The organism is Herminiimonas sp. GW821-FHT09C12, from assembly GCF_059416385.1.
In genome coordinates this window covers 1,322,837-1,345,384 of record NZ_JBWKPC010000001.1, presented here as the reverse complement: position 1 = coordinate 1,345,384, position 22,548 = coordinate 1,322,837, and the positions used below count along the sequence as shown (strand labels likewise).

Annotated in this window: 19 protein-coding genes; all 19 read right to left on the bottom strand. The window is 51.3% G+C overall.

Annotated elements, in window-relative coordinates; genetic code table 11:
- Nucleotides 1-171: 171 nt before the first annotated feature.
- Nucleotides 172-990 (bottom strand): DNA-methyltransferase, encoded by an 819-nt coding sequence (locus AC07N2_RS06340; protein WP_494777486.1) that lies wholly within the window; start codon nt 988-990, stop codon nt 172-174.
- Nucleotides 991-1,009: 19 nt separating this feature from the next.
- Nucleotides 1,010-2,323, bottom strand: coding sequence for a histidinol dehydrogenase (gene hisD / locus AC07N2_RS06335; RefSeq protein WP_494778124.1), 1,314 nt, complete (start codon nt 2,321-2,323; stop codon nt 1,010-1,012).
- Nucleotides 2,324-2,389: 66 nt separating this feature from the next.
- On the bottom strand, nt 2,390-3,052 hold the full coding sequence (gene hisG, locus AC07N2_RS06330) for an ATP phosphoribosyltransferase (RefSeq protein WP_494777485.1): 663 nt from the start codon (nt 3,050-3,052) through the stop codon (nt 2,390-2,392).
- Nucleotides 3,052-4,302, bottom strand: a complete 1,251-nt coding sequence (gene murA / locus AC07N2_RS06325; protein ID WP_494777484.1) for a UDP-N-acetylglucosamine 1-carboxyvinyltransferase — start codon at nt 4,300-4,302, stop codon at nt 3,052-3,054. The genes hisG and murA overlap by 1 nt, the downstream gene beginning before the upstream one ends.
- Before the next feature lie 30 nt (nt 4,303-4,332).
- Nucleotides 4,333-4,569, bottom strand: a complete 237-nt coding sequence (locus AC07N2_RS06320; protein WP_494777483.1) for a BolA family protein — start codon at nt 4,567-4,569, stop codon at nt 4,333-4,335.
- 59 nt (nt 4,570-4,628) lie between these two features.
- Complete coding sequence (locus tag AC07N2_RS06315; RefSeq protein WP_494777482.1) at nt 4,629-5,384, bottom strand: ABC transporter permease; 756 nt, start codon at nt 5,382-5,384, stop codon at nt 4,629-4,631.
- A complete protein-coding gene (locus tag AC07N2_RS06310) occupies nt 5,381-6,292 on the bottom strand; it encodes an ABC transporter ATP-binding protein (protein WP_494777481.1) in 912 nt (303 codons plus the stop codon). Before AC07N2_RS06310 ends, AC07N2_RS06315 begins: the two co-directional genes overlap by 4 nt.
- A 157-nt stretch (nt 6,293-6,449) precedes the next feature.
- Nucleotides 6,450-6,737, bottom strand: coding sequence for an STAS domain-containing protein (locus AC07N2_RS06305; RefSeq protein ID WP_494777480.1), 288 nt, complete (start codon nt 6,735-6,737; stop codon nt 6,450-6,452).
- An 8-nt stretch (nt 6,738-6,745) separates the two neighbouring features.
- Nucleotides 6,746-7,381: an MlaC/ttg2D family ABC transporter substrate-binding protein gene (locus AC07N2_RS06300; protein WP_494777479.1), complete on the bottom strand. Its 636-nt coding sequence runs from the start codon at nt 7,379-7,381 to the stop codon at nt 6,746-6,748.
- A gap of 172 nt (nt 7,382-7,553) precedes the next feature.
- Nucleotides 7,554-8,276, bottom strand: coding sequence for an MlaA family lipoprotein (locus tag AC07N2_RS06295; RefSeq protein WP_494777478.1), 723 nt, complete (start codon nt 8,274-8,276; stop codon nt 7,554-7,556).
- On the bottom strand, nt 8,273-8,746 hold the full coding sequence (mlaD, locus tag AC07N2_RS06290) for an outer membrane lipid asymmetry maintenance protein MlaD (protein WP_076593119.1): 474 nt from the start codon (nt 8,744-8,746) through the stop codon (nt 8,273-8,275). The genes AC07N2_RS06295 and mlaD overlap by 4 nt, the downstream gene beginning before the upstream one ends.
- Nucleotides 8,747-8,876: 130 nt before the next feature.
- Entirely contained in the window at nt 8,877-9,656 is a 780-nt protein-coding gene (gene mlaE / locus AC07N2_RS06285; protein ID WP_494777477.1) for a lipid asymmetry maintenance ABC transporter permease subunit MlaE, read from the bottom strand.
- Nucleotides 9,653-10,456, bottom strand: coding sequence for an ABC transporter ATP-binding protein (locus tag AC07N2_RS06280; RefSeq protein WP_494777476.1), 804 nt, complete (start codon nt 10,454-10,456; stop codon nt 9,653-9,655). The genes mlaE and AC07N2_RS06280 overlap by 4 nt, the downstream gene beginning before the upstream one ends.
- A gap of 158 nt (nt 10,457-10,614) precedes the next feature.
- The gene (locus tag AC07N2_RS06275; RefSeq protein WP_494777475.1) at nt 10,615-12,078 is read right to left on the bottom strand and encodes a glutamate synthase subunit beta; all 1,464 of its coding nucleotides are present in this window, start codon (nt 12,076-12,078) and stop codon (nt 10,615-10,617) included.
- Nucleotides 12,079-12,166: 88 nt separating this feature from the next.
- Complete coding sequence (locus tag AC07N2_RS06270; protein WP_494777474.1) at nt 12,167-16,855, bottom strand: glutamate synthase-related protein; 4,689 nt, start codon at nt 16,853-16,855, stop codon at nt 12,167-12,169.
- 172 nt (nt 16,856-17,027) lie between these two features.
- Complete coding sequence (locus tag AC07N2_RS06265) at nt 17,028-17,741, bottom strand: transposase (protein ID WP_076593114.1); 714 nt, start codon at nt 17,739-17,741, stop codon at nt 17,028-17,030.
- Nucleotides 17,742-17,832: 91 nt separating this feature from the next.
- A complete protein-coding gene (locus AC07N2_RS06260; protein WP_494777473.1) occupies nt 17,833-19,350 on the bottom strand; it encodes an HDOD domain-containing protein in 1,518 nt (505 codons plus the stop codon).
- A gap of 26 nt (nt 19,351-19,376) precedes the next feature.
- Nucleotides 19,377-21,068, bottom strand: coding sequence for a sensor domain-containing protein (locus AC07N2_RS06255; RefSeq protein WP_494777472.1), 1,692 nt, complete (start codon nt 21,066-21,068; stop codon nt 19,377-19,379).
- A 450-nt stretch (nt 21,069-21,518) separates the two neighbouring features.
- Nucleotides 21,519-22,424 (bottom strand): LysR family transcriptional regulator, encoded by a 906-nt coding sequence (locus tag AC07N2_RS06250; protein ID WP_494777471.1) that lies wholly within the window; start codon nt 22,422-22,424, stop codon nt 21,519-21,521.
- Between the last annotated feature and the right edge of the window lie 124 nt (nt 22,425-22,548).

Below are 22,548 nucleotides of genomic sequence, written 5' to 3'. Positions count from 1 at the left end.
CGTCTAAGGTAAACCTTCAACAACTTTCCGGCAACACATGCATTTTACCCACATTTCGGCGTGCACTTTGCGTTCCAGCCTCGATTGGACGCATCCTCGCGATTTTTATCGCTTACAAAGCGCAGAATCAGCTGAAAACAAGCGTCACCAAGAATTTAAATGTCATATTGATCAGATTTCTTCTGACACTTTCCCAAGGTCTTCACTTGGCGTAGCTACATTTTCTTCAATTGCCGGCGTCAGCGCAGCCAATCGTTTTTCGATCAGATCGCAATATTCAGCATTCAATTCAAAACCGACAAAGTGACGACCACAACGCTTGGCTGCCGCTGCCGTCGTACCACTTCCCATGAAAGGATCGAGTACAACACCACCTGGTGGGCAGGATGCTTTCAACATGCGCTCGATAATCTCCAGCGGCTTTTGTGTTGGATGATCGGCGCGCTCGCGATGTTCCTTGTGCAGACGCGACACGCTCCAGACATCTTTCGGGTTGTAGCCCATTTCCAGCCATTTGGCGCCGACAAAGATGGAACGTGAACGCGCCTTCTTGGTTTCCGCATCATAGGGAATACGCACAGCATCCAGATCGAAATAGTAATCCTTGGCCTTGGCAAAGAAGCCGATGGTGTCATGCACGGAAGAAAATTTGCGCGTACCGCCACCCATGGATGGCACACGCCTATCCCAGACAATTTCATTCAGCATAGTCATGCGCTTCTTCAACATGACAAATACTTCCGGCGAATAACGCCAGGTCAGGAAAATATAGAAACTGCCATTCGGCTTGAGCTTGGGAATGGCAGCGTCTATCCACTGCTCCATCCACTGCAGATAAGCATCTGCATCCAGCTTGTCGGAATCGTTGCCGTAATCCTTGCCCAAGCCATAAGGCGGATCAGCAATGATCACGTCGATCACACCATCGGGAATACGCGCCAGACCAGCTAGCGCATCTTCACAGAATATGCGATCGCGCCAATCTGTCATCGCTGAGTCCGGATGATTTTCATTTCAATCGATATTCTGCGGAACGTGCATGCGCTTGCAAACCTTCGCCATATGCAAGTTCTGCAGCAACTTTGCCCAGTGTTTGCGCACCACCTTCACTCACATGCAAAATGCTGGAACGCTTCTGGAAGTCATACACACCCAGCGGCGAAGAAAAACGCGCAGTACGCGAAGTCGGCAGCACGTGGTTAGGACCAGCACAATAGTCGCCCAGCGACTCGGAAGAAAAACGACCGAGGAACATCGCACCGGCGTGGCGTACCTTGTCCGCCCACTGCTGCGGATTTTCGGCAGAAATTTCCAGATGTTCGGCTGCGATCAGATTGGCGATTTCACACGCCTCATCCATATCGCGCACCTTGATCATCGCCCCGCGATTCGTCAGCGAAGTAGCGATCACATCCTTGCGTGGCATATCGGCTAACTGGCGATTGATGCTGGCTGCAACTGCTTCGATATAGTCTGCGTCAGGGCAGATCAAAATCGATTGTGCCAACTCATCATGCTCGGCTTGCGAGAACAGATCCATCGCGATCCAATCAGGATCAGTGGTGCCGTCACAGATCACCAGAATCTCGGACGGTCCTGCAATCATGTCGATGCCGACAGTACCGAACACACGGCGCTTGGCGGCAGCGACATAAGCATTGCCTGGACCAACGATCTTGTCGACTTGCGGGATCGTAGCTGTGCCATACGCCAGCGCTGCAACTGCTTGCGCACCACCAATAGTAAATACACGATCAACGCCAGACATCGCAGCAGCGGCTAGCACCAATTCATTCTTCACACCATTCGGCGTAGGCACCACCATGATGACTTCTTGCACGCCAGCCACTTTGGCCGGGATTGCATTCATCAAGACCGATGATGGATATGCAGCCTTACCGCCCGGCACATAAATGCCGACGCGATCCAGCGGCGTCACTTTTTGACCAAGTACAGTGCCGTCAGCTTCGGCATAAGTAAAGCCATCCGAGCCAATCGCATTTTTTTGGCGCTCATGATATGCACGCACGCGATCTGCTGCCGTCTGCAATGCAGCGCGACGTACTGGCGACAATTGCGCCAGCGCAGCTTGCAATGCATCGCTCTTGATTTCCAATACTTCCATGCTGTCCGCATTCACATGATCGAACTGCTTGGTGTATTCAAGCACAGCGACATCACCACGCACCTTGACGTCTTCAAGGATGCGCTGCACAGCGCGATCTATCGCTTCATCTTCGCTCGCCTCGAAAGCAAGCACAGCCGCGAGTTGCGACTTGAAGTCGGGATGCGTAGAGTCAAATTTGCGTATCTGTATGGACATCATTTTTCTCAATCAAGCCATGTGGAATCGAATTCCGTTATTCCAATATCAATTACAAACATCAATTCAAGATTGACGTTTCGATGCTTTTTCAAATGCTTCAAGTATAGGCTGCAAGCGTTCACGTTTCAGTTTCAAGGCTGCCTTGTTAACCACCAGGCGCGATGAAATATCCATGATGTGCTCGACTTCAACCAAATGGTTGGCGCGCAAAGTGCTGCCAGTGCTGACCAGATCGACGATGGCATCAGCCAAGCCAACCAACGGACCCAACTCCATCGAACCGTACAGTTTGATCAAATCGACGTGTACGCCTTTAGCAGCGAAATGCTCACGAGCAGTCTGTACGTATTTAGTCACAACGCGCAAACGTGCGCCCTGTTGCACCGCATTCTCGTAATCAAAACCATCCTTGACCGCGACCGACATGCGGCAATTCGCGATATTCAGATCAATGGGCTGATACAAACCTTCACCGCCATGCTCTAACAAAACATCCTTGCCAGCCACACCGAAATCCGCTGCACCGTATTGCACGTAAGTCGGCACATCCGATGCGCGCACGATAATCACGCGCACATTGGCGTCAGTGGTTTGCAGTATCAACTTGCGCGAGGTTTCCGGATCTTCGGTGACCTTGATACCGGCAGCTTCCAGCAGCGGCAAGGTTTCTTCGAAGATACGGCCTTTCGATAGTGCCAGTGTCAGTTGTTGTGTTTCTTGCGTCATTATTTCACTCGCTGAATATGTGCGCCGACGGCGGAGAGTTTGACTTCCATGCGATCGTAACCGCGATCCAGATGGTAAATGCGGTCTATCAGTGTTTCACCTTCTGCCGCCAATGCAGCAATCACCAGCGAGGCAGATGCGCGCAGATCGGTTGCCATTACCGGCGCACCAACCAATTTATCAACACCAGTGATGATCGCAGTATGGCCTTCGATCGTGATGGCAGCACCGAGACGATTCATCTCTTGTACATGCATGAAGCGATTTTCAAAAATCGTTTCGATCACGCGACTACTACCTTCAGCAATACAGTTCATCGCCATGAATTGCGCCTGCATATCTGTCGGGAAGCCTGGGTATTCGGTAGTGCGGAAACTCACAGCTTTAGGACGCGATGCCATTTGCACCCGGATCCAGTCATCGCCGGAAGTCAAAATCGCACCGGCTTCACGCAATTTATCAAAAGCCACATCCAGCGTATCAGTACGTGCATTACGCAGAGTAACGTCACCACCAACAGTAGCAACCGCACACATAAAGGTTGCAGTCTCAATCCGATCCGGGATCACTGCATACGATGCGCCGTGCAAGCGTTCCACACCCTGGATTACCAAACGGTCGGTACCTATGCCTTCGATCTTCGCACCCATTGCTACCAGCAAGTGCGCGAGATCGGTAACTTCCGGTTCGCGCGCGGCATTTTCCAGTATGGTTTCGCCGTCTGCCAGCGTCGCCGCCATCAACAGGTTTTCAGTTCCGGTGACGGTAATCATATCGGTAACGATACGCGCACCCTTGAGCTTCTTCGCCTTGGCGTGGATATAACCGGCTTCTATCGTGACTTCGGCACCCATCGCCTGCAAGCCCTTGATGTGCTGATCAACCGGACGCGAACCAATCGCGCAACCGCCCGGCAACGATACTTTTGCCTCGCCGAAGCGTGCCAGCAAAGGTCCCAGCACCAGGATGGAGGCACGCATGGTTTTCACCATCTCGTACGGCGCTTCCAGCTTGTCGATAGCGCTGCCGTTCAACGTCACCTTGTCGCCGTCCTGCTCTGCCTGCAAACCCATTTGACGCAACAACTTCAACATTGTCGCCACGTCTTGCAGTTTAGGCACATTGCTCAGTTGCACAGCATCAGCAGTCAGCAAACCCGCGCACAAGATCGGCAATGCCGCATTCTTCGCGCCGGAAATAGCGATTTCGCCGGAGAGGCGATGACCGCCTTGTATTAAGAGCTTATCCATTTAAAGCGTATCCGTTCAGATATGTGAGTCTTACTTCTGGAATTCTTCAGGCGTCAGTGTCTTCATCGACAAGGCATGAATTTCTTCACGCATGCGATCGCCCAATGCGGCGTATACCAATTGATGACGCTGGATCAAACGTTTGCCGGCAAATGCATCTGACACGATCACGGCTTCGAAGTGCGCGCCATCGCCACTAACTTCGAGGTGCGAGCAATCCAGTCCGGCTGCGATATAACTTTTAACTAATTCTGGTGTGGGCAACATGATTCTGCCTTTATCTATGTGGTGATGATGTGTTGAATAAATAGGTATCGACGGCGTCATTAATGACGCAACTTGTATCCGCTTTTCAGCAGAGACATGCCCAACCCGGCAAGCAGCACCAGGAAAAAGGCGACGACAGAAAAACTGATCAATGGATTAACGTCAGACTGACCAAAAAAGCCATAACGAAAACCATCAATCATGTAAAAGAACGGATTCAAACGCGATACCGTTTGCCAGAATGGCGGCAAGGAATGCACTGAATAAAATACACCTGACAGGAAAGTCGCCGGCATGATCAGGAAGTTCTGAAATGCCGCGAGCTGATCAAATTTCTCAGCCCAAATGCCAGCGATCAAACCCATGGTGCCTAACATTGCTGCACCGAGTATCGCAAAAATCACTATCCACCATGGCGCAACAAACGCGATATCGGCAAACCAGGCGGTGACGATAAACACACCAGTACCCACGACCAAACCGCGTACGACTGCAGCCATCACATACGCACTGAACAATTCCCAATGCGACAGCGGCGGCAGCAAAACGAATACCAGATTGCCGGTGATCTTCGATTGAATCAGCGACGAAGACGAATTGGCGAATGCGTTTTGCAAGACACTCATCATCACCAAACCGGGGATCAGGAAAGCAGTGTATTTCACACCTGGATAAACCTGCACATGATCTTCCAGCACATGGCCGAAGATCAACAAATACAAGACTGCCGTCAGAATAGGTGCGGCAACAGTCTGCGTCGCGACTTTCCAGAAGCGCAGCATCTCTTTATAAAACAATGTTTGGAAGCCGATCATTTTTCACCTTCCATGATCTGGATAAAAACATCTTCCAAATCCGCTTGTTGCAATTGCATGTCTTCTATTACCACGCCAGATAAACGCAGCTTGGCGAGTATTGGTTCGACATCGCTGTAATCATTCACGCGCAAAGTATATTTGCTGCCAAACATGAGTTCTTCCGGATGCGACACCAGTTCTTTCAGCTCATCAGGCAACGTGCCCGAGGCAAGCTTCACGACCAGTTGCGATCCGGAGATACGCTTGATCAAAGTCGAAGTCGTATCCAAGGCAACCACTTGCCCAGCCTTCAACATCGCGACGCGATTACACAGCGCTTGCGCTTCTTCCAGATAATGCGTGGTCAGGACAACGGTATGCCCTTCGCGATTAAGACGTGAGATGAATTTCCACAAAGTCTGACGTAACTCAACGTCGACACCCGCAGTCGGCTCATCCAATACGATCACAGGTGGTTTGTGCACCAAGGCTTGCGCTACCAGCACACGACGCTTCATGCCGCCCGACAGCGCACGCATATTCGCGTCTGCCTTGCCGGTCAGATCAAGGTGATGCATCACTTCATCTATCCAGGCATCGTTATTCTTCAAACCGTAATAGCCGGATTGCATGCGCAAAGTCTCGCGCACGGTAAAGAAGGGATCGAACACCAATTCCTGCGGCACCACGCCGAGCAGTTTACGCGCCTGACGATAGTCACTGACGACGTCATGCCCGTGGATGCTGACATTGCCCGAATCCGCACGATTCAAGCCAGCAATGATGGAAATCAATGTGGTCTTACCCGCACCGTTAGGGCCGAGCAGGCCGAAAAATTCACCCTCTTCGATAGACAGTGAAATGCCATTCAACGCTTTCAGAGCGCGATAGCTTTTTTCGACATTATTTATTTGAATTGCAGCCATGGTGGCTAATGACACTTTACGGAAAATAAAACGCTGATCGAAGCGCAATTCGCGCTAACCGAATGGCGAAACCCTTGATTATATTGGATTTTCGCTATGGAACGCCGGTTTAGGGTGCGGATGAGGCGCGTGCGAGGAAGACGACCTTAACAAAAGGTCAATGATGTGGCAGATCTGCGCGCGGAAGGCTGGCATCGAGCAAGGTCTTGACGTCATACAAAGAAATCAGACTGCTCAGATTAGCCGGTAAATTATTGAAAACCAGCGATGCGGCACGCGCTGTTGCCGCGCGCCGCCAAACCAGCATCGCCGCGACCGCAGAGGAATCTACAGTCACGACATTGGAGAAGTCGATCACCGTCTGCCCGCCGGCGATTGCCTGCAAGCCATTTGCCAATATTACTTGGGCATTATTGAAGGTGAGCGATTCGCCGGGTTGAAACATGCTGATGATTACTTAACTGTTTTTGCCATACTGCCGGCAAGTTTCTTGTTTTTGTCCGACAGCGTTTTGATCAAGCCATCGATACCGGATTTGCTGATTTCTGTGGCAAAGCTGCCTTTATATGTCTCGACCAACCATGCGCCGAGTACATTCACGTCATAAATTTTCCAGCCAGCAGGCGATTTTGCCAAACGGTAGCTCAACTGAATCGGCTCACCGCGCGGCTGCAGCACTTGCGTATTCACGATGACTTCCGTATCGGCTGGGCTCGCACGCAATGGACGATATTCAAGTTTTTGATCACGGATCTGTGCGATCGCGCCAGAATAGGTGTACATCAGCAAGCTACGAAACTCTGTCGTCAATTGTTTTTGCTGATCCGGCGTGGCATCGCGCCAGTAACGGCCTGCCGCCAATGCGGTCATACGTTGGAAATCAACATACGGCAGAATTTTTTCATCGACGAGTTGCTGAATACGACGCGAATCACCGCTCTGGATAGCCTTGTCTGCCTTCGCGGTCGCCATCACGTCTTCACTGATGCGCTTGATCAATACATCAGGCGCTTCCACATCTTGTGCAGCGGCATATCCCGCAAAGGTCAACGCTACCAGCGCCAGCGATAATTTTTTAAAAATATTCATGTTTCTCCGATTCAATCAGGAATTACTTGTTGCCTTGAAAACATTGTCGCATCAAAAAACAATGCAACATCGTTGTTTGCAGGCATTTCGACCGGTTTTATTGTGCGGGGTTCAAGCACGAAACGATTGGTAACAAAATCAGCCGCCACCAACACCGAGCAAGAACTCTACTTTATGGTGCTAAAGGCTTGTTGGTATCCGGCGCATCGTCCTTGATCTTGCCATCATTCACGAGGCTCTCGCGGCGTTGCAAGTAAGCACTGCGCACAAATGAGTAACGATCAATTGCGATATCTTCCAGCAAATTAGTGGCACCCAGCGCCGATGCCCGCTGGTCGATAGCACGCACGACGTAGCCGCTGTTACGCACAGGAATCGAGTCTACATATGTCCAGACATCGCCATAGAAGTCGACTGGTAATGCAGCGGTATCACGCACCGTTGATGGACCAAAAAGCGGCAAGACCACATAAGGACCTGACTGAACGCCCCAGCGACCCAAGGTCTGACCGAAGTCTTCTTTATGCTTTGGAATACCGGCTTCGGATGCGATATCGAGTATGCCGCCCAGACCAAATGTACTGTTGACGGCCACGCGCATTACGTCAGACATACCGGCTTCGCCTTTCCCTTGCAGGAAATTGTTAACCATCGTCCAGACATCGCCGAGGTTACCAAAAAAGTTACCGATTGCCGTTTGTGCAAACGATGGCAATACATCCTGGTATGCAGTCGCTACCGGCTTCAAGGCAACGCGATCAACGGTATCGTTGAAATCGAACATTGTTCGGTTGAAGCCTTCCAATGGATCGCCCGGCGTATTGGTGTTGGTCGTCGCGCATCCGCTCAGAAACAATGCTGAAACCAGCACAAGTGTTTTGCTTATATTTTTCATTTTTGATCTTCTTTCCCTTCGGCTGCCTTGCTAAAGAGGAATTGACTAATCAAGTTCTCCAGCACCATCGCCGATTGTGTCATTGTAATTCTGTCGCCTGCTGCCAGATTGACCGTATCACCGCCCGGTTCCAATCCGATGTATTGCTCGCCAAGCAAGCCCGAGGTCAAAATCTTGGCCGATGAATCTTTTGGAAAAAGATAGCGGCTTTCAATATTCAAGGTGACGGTTGCCTGATAACTTTTATCGTCAAACGAGATGTCGGCTACGCGCCCAACAACCACGCCCGCACTTTTCACCGGCGCGCGTGGCTTCAGCCCGCCGATATTGTCAAAACGTGTGACAACTGGATAAACCTGCTCGAACGACAGGGAGCTCATATTCCCGGCTTTCATCGCCAGAAAGAACAAAGCGGCTGCACCCAGCAGCACAAAAAGGCCAACCCATAAGTCTAATGATTTTCGTTGCATAAACAGATACCTCAAATATGGGAGAAAGCGCTATTTCTTAAGAATAGATCATCCTCATCCATTCACACGAACAAAGCGTTGAGGGGGCGCACATTCTAATTGAAAAGTGCCATGCCCGCTCCGCACCCTTTTAACTGAACATCAACGCCGTCATCAGGAAATCCAGCCCCAGCACCGATAACGAAGCAATTACCACCGTGCGTGTCGTTGCACGAGCAACGCCTTCCGGCGTCGGCTGTGCTTGATATCCCTGATACAAGGCAACAAATGTTACTGCGAAGCCAAATACGATACTTTTGATCACACCGTTCAGGATGTCATTCACTACATCGACGCCACCCTGCATTTGCGACCAGAATGCGCCTTCGTCAACGCCGATCAATTTCACGCCGACGATATAACCACCCATGATGCCGACCGCGCTGAAAATCGCCGCCAGCACCGGCATTGCAATCACGCCAGCCCAGAAGCGAGGGGCCAACACGCGCTGCAACGGATTAACGGCCATCATTTCCATCGCCGACAATTGTTCGCCAGCTTTCATCAAACCAATTTCTGCTGTCAGCGAAGTGCCAGCACGACCAGCGAATAACAAGGCAGTCACGACCGGACCCAATTCACGTGTCAGCGACAAGGCAACCAACAAACCCAGCGCCTGCTCGGAACCGTATTTATTGAGCGTGTAATAACCTTGCAAACCCAGCACAAAACCGACGAACAAACCGGCAACCGCGATCAAAACCAGCGAATAGTTACCAATAAAATGAATCTGACTCACCACCAAACGTGGCCGACGCCACAAACTGCCGGAGGCGCCGATGATGCCAAAGAAAGTACGTGTAGCGAAACCAAGATTGACAACAAACTCGCGCACCAAGCGCCCAATTGTCTCTAGAAACCACACAATCATGAGTGTGCTCCCAGGCCCAAATCGTCTGCCAATGACTTCCCGGGATAGTGAAACGGCACTGGACCATCCGGCTCTGCATTGACGAACTGCTTCACATACGGATCACTGGAAGCCATCATTTCTGCCGGAGTACCCTGCGCAACTATCGCACCGTTCGACAGGAAGTACACATAGTCAGCAATCGAAAACGACTCATGCACATCGTGCGACACCAGTATCGTGGTCGAACCCAAAGCATCATTCAATTTGCGGATCAGATTAGCCGTCATACCCATCGAAATCGGATCAAGGCCGGCAAACGGTTCGTCATACATGATGAGTTCCGGATCCAGCGCAATCGAACGCGCCAATGCGACGCGACGCGCCATACCGCCGGAAATTTCGGCAGGCATCAGTTGTGCCGCATTACGCAAGCCAACTGTATGCAACTTCATCAAGACCAAATCACGAATCAATTCTTCGGATAAGTCCGTATGTTCGCGCAACGGGAAGGCAACATTCTCGAACACCGAGATATCGGTAAAGAGCGCGCCATGCTGGAACAGCATGCCCATCTTGCGACGTAACTGATACAGCGCTTTTGTTTCCAGCTTATGGACAACTTGACCATCGATCGCGACTTGACCGGATTGCGGCTGTAACTGACCGCCGATCAAACGCAGAACGGTTGTTTTGCCCGAGCCGGAACCGCCCATGACGGCAATAACCTTGCCGCGCGGGAAATCCATGTTGAGCGCCGACAGTATCGGACGCTCAACATAGCCAAAATGTAGATCGCGGATTTCAACAAGATTAGGCACTAGGGGAGTATTTCTTTTGCAATGTCATAATTGTAGTGCAGAAAACGAAAACGCTCCCGCGTCCATTTCTTTTGAGCAGCTTACATACACCAAACGTTGTAAAAAAACCCACGGCATCTTGCGACGCAGTGGGTTTTCTGTACAAAAAGACTTTTTGCTTAGCGTGGCAGCACTGATTCGCCCATCAAGAACGTATCAACTTCACGCGCGCACTGACGACCTTCACGGATCGCCCACACCACCAGCGATTGACCGCGGCGCATATCGCCTGCAGCAAAAACTTTGTCGACCGATGTACGGTAGCAAGCTTCGCCATCCGTAGTCGCCTTGGCATTACCGCGTGCATCCTTGTCGACACCGAAAGCATCCAACACTTGTGCCACTGGTGAAACGAAGCCCATTGCCAGCAATACCAGATCGGCTTTCATTTCGAATTCCGAATTCGGCACTTCTTGCATGCGGCCATCTTTCCATTCGACGCGAGCGGCGATCAGTTTTTCAACCTTGCCGTTTTTGCCTTCCAGACGCTTGGTCGCTACCGCCCAATCACGCTCACAACCTTCTTCATGCGAAGACGAAGTGCGCAGCTTGGTTGGCCAGTAAGGCCAGACCATGGGTTTGTTTTCTGTTTCTGGTGGTTGTGGCAGCAGTTCAAATTGCGCAACCGATGCAGCGCCGTGACGATTCGAGGTACCGACGCAATCGGAACCAGTATCACCACCACCGATCACAACCACGTGCTTGCCGGTTGCCATCAATTGATCTTTGATCTTGTCGCCAGCATTGACCTTATTTTGCAATGGCAAGAATTCCATCGCGAAATGCACGCCTTTCAACTCACGACCTGGAACCGGCAAATCGCGTGGCTGTTCCGCACCACCAGCGATGATGACTGCATCGAAGTCTTTGTTGATCTGCTCTGGCGAAATCGTTTCTTTCGCCCAGTTGATGATGTTCGCCGGGAAATCCTTGCCAACCAAGACGCTGGTACGGAACTTCACGCCTTCGGCTTCCATCTGTTTGACGCGCAGATCGATGTGCGATTTTTCCATCTTGAAGTCAGGGATACCGTAACGCAGCAAGCCGCCGACGCGATCGTTTTTCTCGAACACGGTGACATCGTGACCAACGCGCGCCAACTGCTGAGCAGCAGCCATACCGGCAGGCCCCGAACCGACGACAGCAACTTTCTTGCCGGTCTTCACACTAGGTGGCTGCGGTACAACCCAGCCGCTGTCCCAACCTTTGTCGATGATGAAGTGCTCAATCGATTTGATACCGACTGGGTCTTCATTGATGCCCAAGGTACATGCGGACTCGCATGGCGCCGGGCAAATGCGGCCGGTGAATTCAGGGAAGTTGTTGGTCGAATGCAGGGTATCCAGCGCTTGCTTGTATGCGCCGCTAAACACCAGATCATTCCAGTCAGGAATGATGTTATTGACCGGACAGCCGTTATTGCAAAACGGAATACCGCAATCCATGCAGCGTGTCGCTTGCACTTTTGCTTCCGCATCGCTCAAATGAACGGTGAATTCCTTGTAATGCTTGGTACGTTTTTGCGGCTCTTCGCTTGCTTCTTTCAAGCGTTGAAATTCCATAAAGCCGGTAATCTTTCCCATGTTTCTCTCGCCTTCTAAACCATTCGTTTCGGCCCGATCGCTATGCAATCGGGCCATGACATCGTTTGTTGACTGTGTTTATGCAGCCTTACACAGCGACCTTGGTTGACACTGCCTGCTCAGCCTTGGCAGCATGCATCTCAGCCAATGCGCGTTTGTATTCCGATGGGAATACCTTGACGAACTTGCTACGTGCGGTGCTCCACTCATCCAACAGTGCGCGTGCACGTGTGCTGCCGGTGTACTTGAAGTGACGCTCGATCAAACCTTTGAGAATTGCTTCATCGGTTTGTGCATCAGCACCACGTACATGGCTATGCCAGGAATTGTGCTCTGCCTTGTCTTCCTGTTCGGCCGCGGTCTGCACTGCATGCAGAGAAACCATCGCCATATTGCACTTGCTCGCGAAATCGCCTTTTGGATCGTAGACATACGCGATACCGCCCGACATACCAGCAGCAAAGTTACGACCGGTTTCGCCCAATACAACAACGGTGCCACCTGTCATGTATTCACAACCGTGATCGCCGGTACCTTCAACCACGGCAATCGCGCCGGAGTTACGTACCGCAAAACGTTCGCCTGCAACGCCGTTGAAGAAGGCTTCACCTGCAACAGCACCGTACAACAAGGTGTTACCGCTGATGATGTTCTCTACTGCACGACCACGGAACTCGGTGTTAGGACGCACGATGATGCGACCGCCCGACAAACCTTTACCGACGTAATCATTACCTTCGCCGACCAGATCCAGCGTAATACCGTGCGCGAGGAAAGCGCCGGCCGATTGGCCTGCAGTACCTTGCAACTGGATATGAATCGTGTCGTCAGGCAAACCTTCGTGACCGTATTTCTTCGCGACCATGCCAGACAACATTGCGCCAACCGTACGGTTGACGTTTTTGATCGGTGAAATGAACGAAACTTTTTCGCCATTCTCAATCGCAGCCTTGGCTTGTGCGATCAACTTGTTGTCCAGCGCTTTTTCCAAAGCGTGATCCTGACCTTCGGTGTGATAGCGTGCAACGCCTTCAGCCACTGCAGGTTGATAGAACATACGGCTGAAATCCAGACCCTTGGCTTTCCAGTGCGAAATCGCTTTCGATTTGTCGAGCAGGTCAGCGCGGCCGATCAGTTCGTCGAATGTACGAATACCCAGTTGTGCCATGATCTGACGTGCTTCTTCTGCGATGAAGAAGAAGTAGTTAACCACGTGCTCAGGCTTGCCGGAGAACTTGGCGCGCAAGACTGGATCTTGCGTAGCAACACCGACCGGGCAAGTGTTCAGATGGCATTTGCGCATCATGATGCAGCCTTCAACGACCAGCGGTGCTGTCGAGAAGCCCATTTCATCCGCGCCTAACAACGCTGCGATGACTACGTCACGGCCGGTTTTCATTTGACCGTCAGCTTGTACACGAATACGTGTGCGTAAACCGTTCAAGATCAGTGTCTGCTGTGTTTCAGCCAGACCTAATTCCCATGGCGAACCAGCATATTTAACCGATGACAATGGCGATGCACCAGTACCGCCGTCATGACCAGCGATCACAACGTGATCCGCTTTCGCTTTGGCCACACCGGTTGCAACTGTACCGACACCAACTTCCGCTACCAGCTTGACCGAAATCGATGCGTTTGGATTGACGTTTTTCAAATCGTGAATCAGCTGCGCCAAATCTTCGATCGAATAAATATCGTGATGCGGTGGCGGCGAAATCAAACCAACGCCAGGAACCGAGAAACGCAGACGTGCGATGTACTCGGACACTTTGTGGCCTGGCAACTGACCGCCTTCGCCAGGTTTTGCACCTTGCGCCATCTTGATCTGAATCTGTTCAGCCGACGTCAGGTATTCGGTAGTGACACCAAAACGACCTGATGCAACTTGCTTGATCTTCGAACGCAGCGAATCGCCTGGCAACAATGGCATGTCGACTTCAACCACGTCTTTACCAATGACCGATGCCAAGGTCGAACCGTCCTTGATAGGAATACCACGCAGTTCCGAACGATAACGTTTGGTATCTTCGCCGCCTTCGCCGGTATTCGATTTACCACCGATACGGTTCATCGCAATCGCGAGGGTTGCATGTGCTTCGGTCGAGATCGAACCCAGCGACATCGCGCCGGAAGCAAAGCGTTTGACGATTTCTTTAGCCGGTTCGACTTCATCCAGAGAAATAGCACTGGCTGGATCGAACTTGAATTCGAACAAGCCACGCAATGTCATGTGACGCTTCGATTGATCATTGATGATCTGTGCGTACTCTTTATATGTGCTGAAGTTGTTCGCACGGGTCGAATGCTGCAATTTTGCAATCGCATCCGGCGTCCACATGTGTTCTTCACCACGTACGCGGTATGCATATTCGCCACCGGCGTCGAGCGAATGTGCCAACACTGGATCAGCGCTGAATGCCGACTTGTGCAAGCGCAAGGCTTCTTCAGCCACTTCAAATACGCCGATGCCTTCTACGTTCGACGATGTGCCTTTGAAGTACTTCTGGATCAGCGATTTGTTGAGGCCGATAGCTTCAAAAATCTGCGCGCCGCAGTACGACATGTATGTCGAAATACCCATTTTTGACATGACTTTCATCAAGCCTTTACCGACGGCTTTCTGGAAGTTGGCGATGGCTTTTTCTGGCGACAATTCGCCCGGCAAACCTTTCGCCATTGCGCTGACGGTATCCATCGCGAGGTATGGATGGATCGCTTCTGCACCGTAACCGGCGAGCAATGCAAAGTGATGCGTTTCACGTGCCGAACCGGTTTCAACCACCAGACCGGTCGAGGTACGCATACCTTTGCTGACCAGATGCAAGTGGATCGCCGATGTCGCCAGCAGAGCTGGAATCGCGACGTGATTTTCATCGATCTTGCGATCGGAAATAATCAGGATGTTATGACCGGATTGCACTGCATCGACTGCCTGTGCGCACAGCGAAGCCAGACGCGCTTCAATGCCTTCTTTGCCCCACGCGATCGGGTAGCAAATGTTCAGTTCATGCGATTTGAACTTGCCGCCAGTATGTGCGCCGATATTGCGCAACTTGGCGATATCCGCGTAGTCGAGCACAGGCTGAGACACTTCCAAACGCATCGGTGGATTGATGTTGTTTGTGTCGAGCAGGTTAGGTTTAGGACCGATGAAGGAAACCAGCGACATCACCATCGCTTCGCGGATCGGATCGATAGGCGGGTTAGTCACTTGCGCGAACAACTGACGGAAGTAGTTGTACAGCGTCTTGTCTTTATTCGACATGACAGCCAGCGGCGAATCGTTACCCATGGAACCGGTTGCTTCTTCTGCCGTGATAGCCATAGGCGACATCAGGAACTTCAAATCTTCCTGTGTATAGCCAAATGCTTGCTGCAAATCGAGCAAGGCCGTGGTCGGCTTGGCTTCTGCCGCTTCCTTGTTCAATTCGTTGAGCTTGATACGTACCGACTCAATCCATTGTTTGTATGGCTTGGCGTTCGCGTAAGTATCTTTCAGTTCTTTGTCGTCGATGATGCGACCAGCATCCAAATCGATCAGGAACATTTTGCCTGGTTGCAGGCGCCATTTTTGAATGATCTTGGACTCTGGAATTGGCAACACGCCGGATTCCGATGCCATCACGACCAAGTCGTCGTCAGTCACGATATAACGTGCTGGACGCAAGCCGTTGCGATCCAAAGTGCCGCCGATATGACGACCATCAGTGAAGGCCATCGCAGCTGGGCCGTCCCATGGTTCCATCATTGCAGCGTGGTATTCGTAGAAAGCACGACGGTTGTCATCCATCGTCGTATGGTTTTCCCACGCTTCAGGAATCATCATCATCATCGCTTGTGCGATTGGATAACCAGCCATCACCAACAGTTCGAGCGCATTGTCGAAACATGCGGTATCCGATTGACCTTCATAGATCAGCGGGAACAGTTTTTTCAGATCGTCGCCCAACACGGCCGACTTCATCACACCTTCGCGCGCGCGCATCCAGTTGAAGTTACCTTTAACGGTATTGATCTCACCATTATGCGCCAGCAAACGATATGGGTGAGCCAATGGCCACTCAGGGAAAGTATTGGTCGAGAAGCGTTGATGCACCAGAGCCAGCGCGGAAACGCAGCGTGGATCTTGCAGATCTTTATAGTATTCGCCAACTTGATCAGCCAGCAGCAGACCTTTATAGACTACGGTACGTGCCGACATCGACGGCACGAAGAATTCCTGACCGTGCAACAGATTCAATGCTTGAATCGCGTGACCGGAAGCTTTACGAATAACGTACAGCTTACGTTCCAGCGCATCGGTCACCATGATGTCTTGACCACGGCCAATGAAAATCTGGCGTATCACCGGCTCTTTTTCACGCACGGTAGGCGACATAGGCATTTCTTTATCGACCAAGACATCGCGCCAGCCCAGAACGACCTGACCTTCAGCCAGAACCGAGCGCTCGAGTTCTTGTTCGCAAGCGATGCGGGAAGCATTTTCCTTAGGCAGGAAAACCATGCCGACGCCGTATTCGCCTGCTGGCGGCAAGGTGACGCCCTGCTTCGCCATTTCTTCGCGATAGTATTGGTCCGGGATCTGAATCAAGATACCGGCACCATCGCCCATCAGCTTGTCGGCACCGACAGCGCCGCGATGGTCGATATTTTTGAGGATGAGCAAACCTTGCTCAACAATAGAATGGCTCTTTTTGCCTTTGATGTGGGCGACAAAACCTACGCCACAAGCATCATGTTCATTAGCCGGATCGTACAAACCTTGCGCGTGCATAGCCTTCTCCACTACTTTTCAATGAGCCTGAAGGATAGTGCAGCGCAACGCTAAATTCAACATCAAAAATTAGGGTCAGAGTAAATTAAAATAACCACAAATTTTAACGAGGAATTAAATAGGGCCAGAGTGGTGAATTTTGCACCAAATTGCACCAATTCAACGTGGGGGCTTAGTATATTTTGGTGCGATCCTCAGCCAATTTGCTTGCTGGACGCCCCCGCTTTGCCGGACGAACACGTCGTGCAACCTGCTTTTCCAGTGATGACTGGAACTGCTCCGAGCCAAAAGCCCAGCCTTTTAAAGTCGCCTCCGTCAGACGGCGCACTTCATCCTCATTCACCCCATTTTCAACCCGCGCCTTGTAGGCAGCCTCGCGTTCGAACGGTGTATTGCCCAAAGACCAATACAAAGGATGGTCGGAAATAATCGGATCAGGCCGAATCCCGATGTGATGTTGATAACTTGACCATAGATACTCTCCCGCCGTGTGCACTATCCCACCACGCACAGGATTCAACTCAATGTAGGCAGAGCAAGTCATGAAGTAATGCTCTGGATCAATCACCGTCGCCTTGTAACGCCCTTGCCATAGCGTGCCGGTACGCGAGTATTTTTGATTGAAGTAAGGAACGTAAGAGCGGCCTATCCACTGCATCATTTTGCCCAAACCGTCCGCATCACTAGGCGTAAGCAACAGATGCAAATGCGTAGGCATTAACACATAGGCGTGAATGGCGACCTTGAATTGACGGGAAGCATCTTTCAAGCGGCTCAGAAATGCTGTGTGATCGGCAAGATCACGGAAAATGACCAGTCCGTCATTACCGCTCTGGATAACATGATGCGGTTGATTGGGAATAACAAGACGAGGGAGCCGGGCCATAGGTCACCATGAGAAGTCAATTTAGAGCATATTAAATCGACTCTGACCCCAATAGTTACTTTTTATGCCGATATTGCCCCGCTTAACTGGATTAGCGCATTGCACGCGTCCAGGACGGCTCCAGTTTGCTGCGATATTCGATCGCTTTAACTACCAGCGCGCGTAACTCATCCAGTAAGACCACTTCCTGCGGCGCGATCTTGGCTGCAGGCAAAGAACTATCCCAATCGCCGTACATGAATCCGACCGGATGGAAATTCACCATCAAAGGCAAGATGACAAAGCTGCGCGACGCTGATAATTCATCGCGCCACCAGCGCGGCAATTTATTCATGAACCCCGGCGCCTGCGCATCTTCGACAAAGATCATCTTGTCGTTCGCCAAGGCAGCATGGAAAACATCCGGCTGATACGCATCCTTGAATGTCAGGCGCGGCAACAACTCTTCTGAACAATCGCCAAAACACATACGCGCCACATACTTGCCTTCATCGTGATTCCGCAAAAAGGCAATGGCGCGGCTCAAACCCAGACCTTGATACACAGTCTCCAGCGCTACTGTCATGACTTGACCGGTGCTGGCTGTCGCGACTTCATCGCGCATATCGCCCACACCACGTTTGAGAATATTGATCGAATCCGCAGGCTTACCCAAAGGCAAAGATAGTTGCGCCTCCGGTTCGTCAGTCTGTTTCCCCTGCCCTGCTAATAGAGACTCGTCTTCCGCAACTTTTTGCGCAGCATCGACAGCGGAAAGAACAACCGCAGAATCGAGACCCAGCATTTCTGCATAATTTTCTGCGATTTCAGTCAAATCGACCGTGGCAGTATCGTCATCCTCACACAACACGCCGGCACAACGTGTGGACATAGTCGATACTGCCGCCAACCACTCGGAATGCTCCAAAGGCTCATGCGACACGCCTATATCCGCGCGTGGCGGCATATCTTTCAAGCTCGCGACTAGTCCACTTGGCAAACCCCAGCGCTTACCAATTAATCGACCTATCTCATCCAATCCCAGGCCAAGCACATCGTGTGCGGCTTCATTTTCTGAAATATCGTTGTCCACTGCACGCGCCTGTACCTCCAACCATTCGTCAGGCAAATAGAAGGACACCATCAAGCGTCCCAGCGAATGCAATATCGAGCAAACGACAACTTCTTCGGTATCGCGTCGGGTCGTAGAAGATGCAACTTGGCGCGCAATCTGGCCAGCCAGAACGGCTTTTTCCATTTCATTGCGAGTGTCCGACGATGTACCAAGCGATGCCGCCGACAAGCCGTCGATCAACTTCAAACCCAGCGCCAAATGGCCGATAGTTTCCGTGCCCAATACGATCACTGCTTTTGAAACCGTGTTGATGCCCTGGCCAAATGCTGAATACATGGCGCTGTTCGCCAAGCGCAGCACACGCTGCGTCAATGCCGGATCGGACAAGACCGTTTTGGTCATATTGAATTCACGATCATCTTCGCCTTGCATGGCGCCGACTATCGCTGTTACGACCTTGGAGAAACCAGGTAAATCACCGCGTTGCCGGACACGCGTCCATAGCAAATCCAATGTTTTCTCAGGATTAATCGATGGGCTAATTTGTTTCATCATGAATCAGTATCTTGTGTCTTGGCGGGTTAATTTTGCAGAGCCAAGGCATCTGCTTTCAGAATATCGATCAAGGCATCCGGCAATAATGGATAGCCGGTATGGAAACCTTGAATCAGAGAACAACCCTGTGCAGATAAAAATTCCATTTGTCGCTCGTTCTCTACGCCTTCCGCCACCGTCAACAGACTCAGGTGATTGGCAAGACTGAGAACAACATTACAGATCGCTGCATCCTTGATGGAGTCAGGCAAATCCTTGATAAAAGCACGATCTATCTTGAGCGCCGCAATCGGGAATCGCTTCAAATAAACCAGCGACGAATAACCGGTACCGAAATCATCAATCGCAATACGCACGCCGCGCGATGCAATTTTCGTCAGCAAGGCTTCTGCATGCTCCGGATCCGACATCAGAATGCCTTCGGTGATTTCCAGCAGCAGTTGACTGCCTTCCAGGCCTGACAATTTGATCGCATCATCCATCATGCTGAGAAATTGGTCGCTGCGGAATTGGCGCGGGCTGACATTGACCGATACATAGAGTTTCCGGCCGGCGGCTTCTTCAAATCGTTTTAATTGCACGCATGCCGATTTCAGCGCCCATGCACCGAGCAAGTTGATCAAGCCATTGTTTTCCGCCATGGGAATGAATTGATTCGGCGGAACCAGGCCGACATCAGGGCGCATCCAGCGCATCAAGGCCTCAAAACCCATGATTTGGCGCGTGCGTGCATCGACGATGGGTTGATAGTGCAGCAGGAATTCGCCATTTCTGACGGCTTCAAACATCGCCGCTTCCATCGTCACATCATGCTCAACCTGATTGAAATTCAGGTGGTTATAGATAATGCAGCGTGCCTTGCCGGTTTCCTTCGCGCGATACATTGCCGTATCGGCGTGCGCCAGCAGCTTGACCTCTGTCTCGCCGTGTGCGGGATAAATCGCGACGCCTATGGATGTACTGACATACAGCGCGTTGCCATCGATTTCAAACGGCAACTGCATCGCGGCAATCATGCGGCGCGCCACGTTCTGGATTTCCACTTCATCCACAGCGCCGTGCAGCACTGCGACAAATTCATCGCCACCAACGCGCGCCAAGGTATCGACATCGCGCAAGGTCTCGCGCAAACGAACCGCGGCGACACGCAACAGAGCATCACCAACCGGATGCCCTAAGGCATCGTTCACCTTCTTGAAGCCATCAAGATCCAGCGCAACGACCGCGAAACCACGTTCAGTGCGACGCGACTGCGCAATCGCCATGCGCAAACGGTCCGCCAATAAAGAGCGATTCGGTAAACCGGTTAATTCGTCGTGCGTGGCCATGTGGCGCAAACGTTCTTCGGTCGCTTGTTGGCCAGAAATATCGTGACCGACAACCAGCACTTCTATGCCGTCATCGCCTTCATAGGCACTCAATTGCAGCTCAAACCAACGCAACACCGCGCGCGTTGCCATTTGGACGCTGACACGTGTCACTTCAAGGGAGGCGATAGCTTGCCGCAACGAAGCTTCGATCGCGTGGCGATCGGATAAACGCACTAACTCAAACAGCTTCATGCCTACCATCGACGAGCCATGACCGAACACATCGTTGGTACGCTTACTGACGTGCAGGATCTTGCCGGCAGTGTTGAGTCGCAACACGAGCTCACCAGCAATTTCCATCAAGCTAGACAACTGGTTATCGGATGAATCGTTACGCTTTAAGGGCATGCTTAAACGGCTAGAGTATTAATCGGATCGAGGCAACCGGCTTGTGCAGCCATTCGCCAGTTATTTTTATGACAAGAGTACAGCAAGCCATGCCAGAGCAAATGATAAATCTCAAGCATGGAAATGTAAAAATATGAAAACGTAACTCTCAAATCTTAATGCACGCAAAACGAAAAGAATAGAAAAGATTGCACCATAAAAACAAAATCCCGCATTTAACGGATTTCTGAAGTTCCTGTGCTTGTTTTAAGTTAAACAAAAGACAAAGAAAAAATTTCTCACAGCACTGAAAACGCTGATTTGCCGCTCTTTTACATGCAATTAGCGAACACATCGCACAAATAGAAAAGTGTGTCACTCAATACTACGCAGTACCTGCCTGACAACACTTTCGGCCTTGGCCATCAAACACAAGCTCATTTCTGCTGACAGATTGATCCGGCAATCACATCAGTCTTCGTTTAATGCTTGAAAATGCTCTGCGAGATGATCTATCAATGCCCGAACCGATGGCAACACACCGCGTCGTGAAGGAAACACTGCATGAACAATCTCACGTCGCGGCGCCCAGCCCGGCAACAAAGGGATTAACTTACCCAAGGCCAGCTGCTCTCTAATCATCATCGTCGGCAATTGCACGATGCCAACACCAGACAAAGCAGCATCACTCAACGCCATCATGTCACCAGTCACAAAGCGCGGACTGTGATGCAACGAAGCATGCGCACCATCAGGCCCGAATAAATTCCAGACATGACTTTGCTGCGGCGTACCCAAAGCCAAACTCGGCCAATCAGCCAAATCAGCAGGAACTGCTGGAATCACACGCCCATCAAAGAGCGATGGACTTGCAACCAGACACTGGCTACGTTCTGCCAGCACACGCATGACCAAATCACTGTCTTGAATGGGTGGCGGTCGAACCCGAATCGCAATATCAATCGCCTCTGCCACCAAATCAACACGCCGATTCGTCGCCTCCAACTGCACCGTCACATGCGGATGACGTACCATGAAGTCAGCCAGCATCGCGCTTACATGCGCGTGCAACAAGGCAATCGGACAAGACAATCGCACAACGCCACGTGGTTCGGCGCGCGTCGCTTCAATCGCATCTTGTGCCGCCTCAGCTTCTATCAACATTGCTTTGCAATGCTCGTAATAAGTCTGCCCAACTTCCGTCACCGAAAACTGCCGCGTCGTACGTTGGATCAAGCGCACGCCAAGTCGCTCTTCCAACAAGGCAATCCGGCGACTGAGCTTGGATTTAGGTACGCCCAATGCACGTCCTGCTGGCGCAAAACCGCCGTGATCCACAACCTGGACAAAGTAATAAAGATCGTTCAAATCCTGCATCACAGCCTCATCGCTCCGCTTTATCGTTCACCAAATAGAACACTCATGGCCGATTTTACCCTCTACCCAGCTCATCGTCCCTGCTCTATCCTTAATCATGTTACATACATTGTTATTCCCGAAA

Excerpts from the sequence above, each read along its gene's own strand:
- AC07N2_RS06300 (WP_494777479.1), bottom strand. The coding sequence starts at position 7,381 with ATGAATATTTTTAAAAAATTATCGCTGGCGCTGGTAGCGTTGACCTTT.
- murA (WP_494777484.1), bottom strand. The coding sequence starts at position 4,302 with ATGGATAAGCTCTTAATACAAGGCGGTCATCGCCTCTCCGGCGAAATC.
- AC07N2_RS06320 (WP_494777483.1), bottom strand. The coding sequence starts at position 4,569 with ATGTTGCCCACACCAGAATTAGTTAAAAGTTATATCGCAGCCGGACTG.
- AC07N2_RS06305 (WP_494777480.1), bottom strand. The coding sequence starts at position 6,737 with ATGTTTCAACCCGGCGAATCGCTCACCTTCAATAATGCCCAAGTAATA.
- AC07N2_RS06270 (WP_494777474.1), bottom strand. The coding sequence starts at position 16,855 with ATGCACGCGCAAGGTTTGTACGATCCGGCTAATGAACATGATGCTTGT.
- AC07N2_RS06340 (WP_494777486.1), bottom strand. The coding sequence starts at position 990 with ATGACAGATTGGCGCGATCGCATATTCTGTGAAGATGCGCTAGCTGGT.
- hisG (WP_494777485.1), bottom strand. The coding sequence starts at position 3,052 with ATGACGCAAGAAACACAACAACTGACACTGGCACTATCGAAAGGCCGT.
- mlaE (WP_494777477.1), bottom strand. The coding sequence starts at position 9,656 with ATGATTGTGTGGTTTCTAGAGACAATTGGGCGCTTGGTGCGCGAGTTT.
- AC07N2_RS06250 (WP_494777471.1), bottom strand. The coding sequence starts at position 22,424 with ATGCAGGATTTGAACGATCTTTATTACTTTGTCCAGGTTGTGGATCAC.
- AC07N2_RS06260 (WP_494777473.1), bottom strand. The coding sequence starts at position 19,350 with ATGATGAAACAAATTAGCCCATCGATTAATCCTGAGAAAACATTGGAT.
- hisD (WP_494778124.1), bottom strand. The coding sequence starts at position 2,323 with ATGTCCATACAGATACGCAAATTTGACTCTACGCATCCCGACTTCAAG.
- AC07N2_RS06255 (WP_494777472.1), bottom strand. The coding sequence starts at position 21,068 with ATGCCCTTAAAGCGTAACGATTCATCCGATAACCAGTTGTCTAGCTTG.
- mlaD (WP_076593119.1), bottom strand. The coding sequence starts at position 8,746 with ATGCAACGAAAATCATTAGACTTATGGGTTGGCCTTTTTGTGCTGCTG.
- AC07N2_RS06295 (WP_494777478.1), bottom strand. The coding sequence starts at position 8,276 with ATGAAAAATATAAGCAAAACACTTGTGCTGGTTTCAGCATTGTTTCTG.
- AC07N2_RS06275 (WP_494777475.1), bottom strand. The coding sequence starts at position 12,078 with ATGGGAAAGATTACCGGCTTTATGGAATTTCAACGCTTGAAAGAAGCA.
- AC07N2_RS06265 (WP_076593114.1), bottom strand. The coding sequence starts at position 17,741 with ATGGCCCGGCTCCCTCGTCTTGTTATTCCCAATCAACCGCATCATGTT.
- AC07N2_RS06315 (WP_494777482.1), bottom strand. The coding sequence starts at position 5,384 with ATGATCGGCTTCCAAACATTGTTTTATAAAGAGATGCTGCGCTTCTGG.
- AC07N2_RS06310 (WP_494777481.1), bottom strand. The coding sequence starts at position 6,292 with ATGGCTGCAATTCAAATAAATAATGTCGAAAAAAGCTATCGCGCTCTG.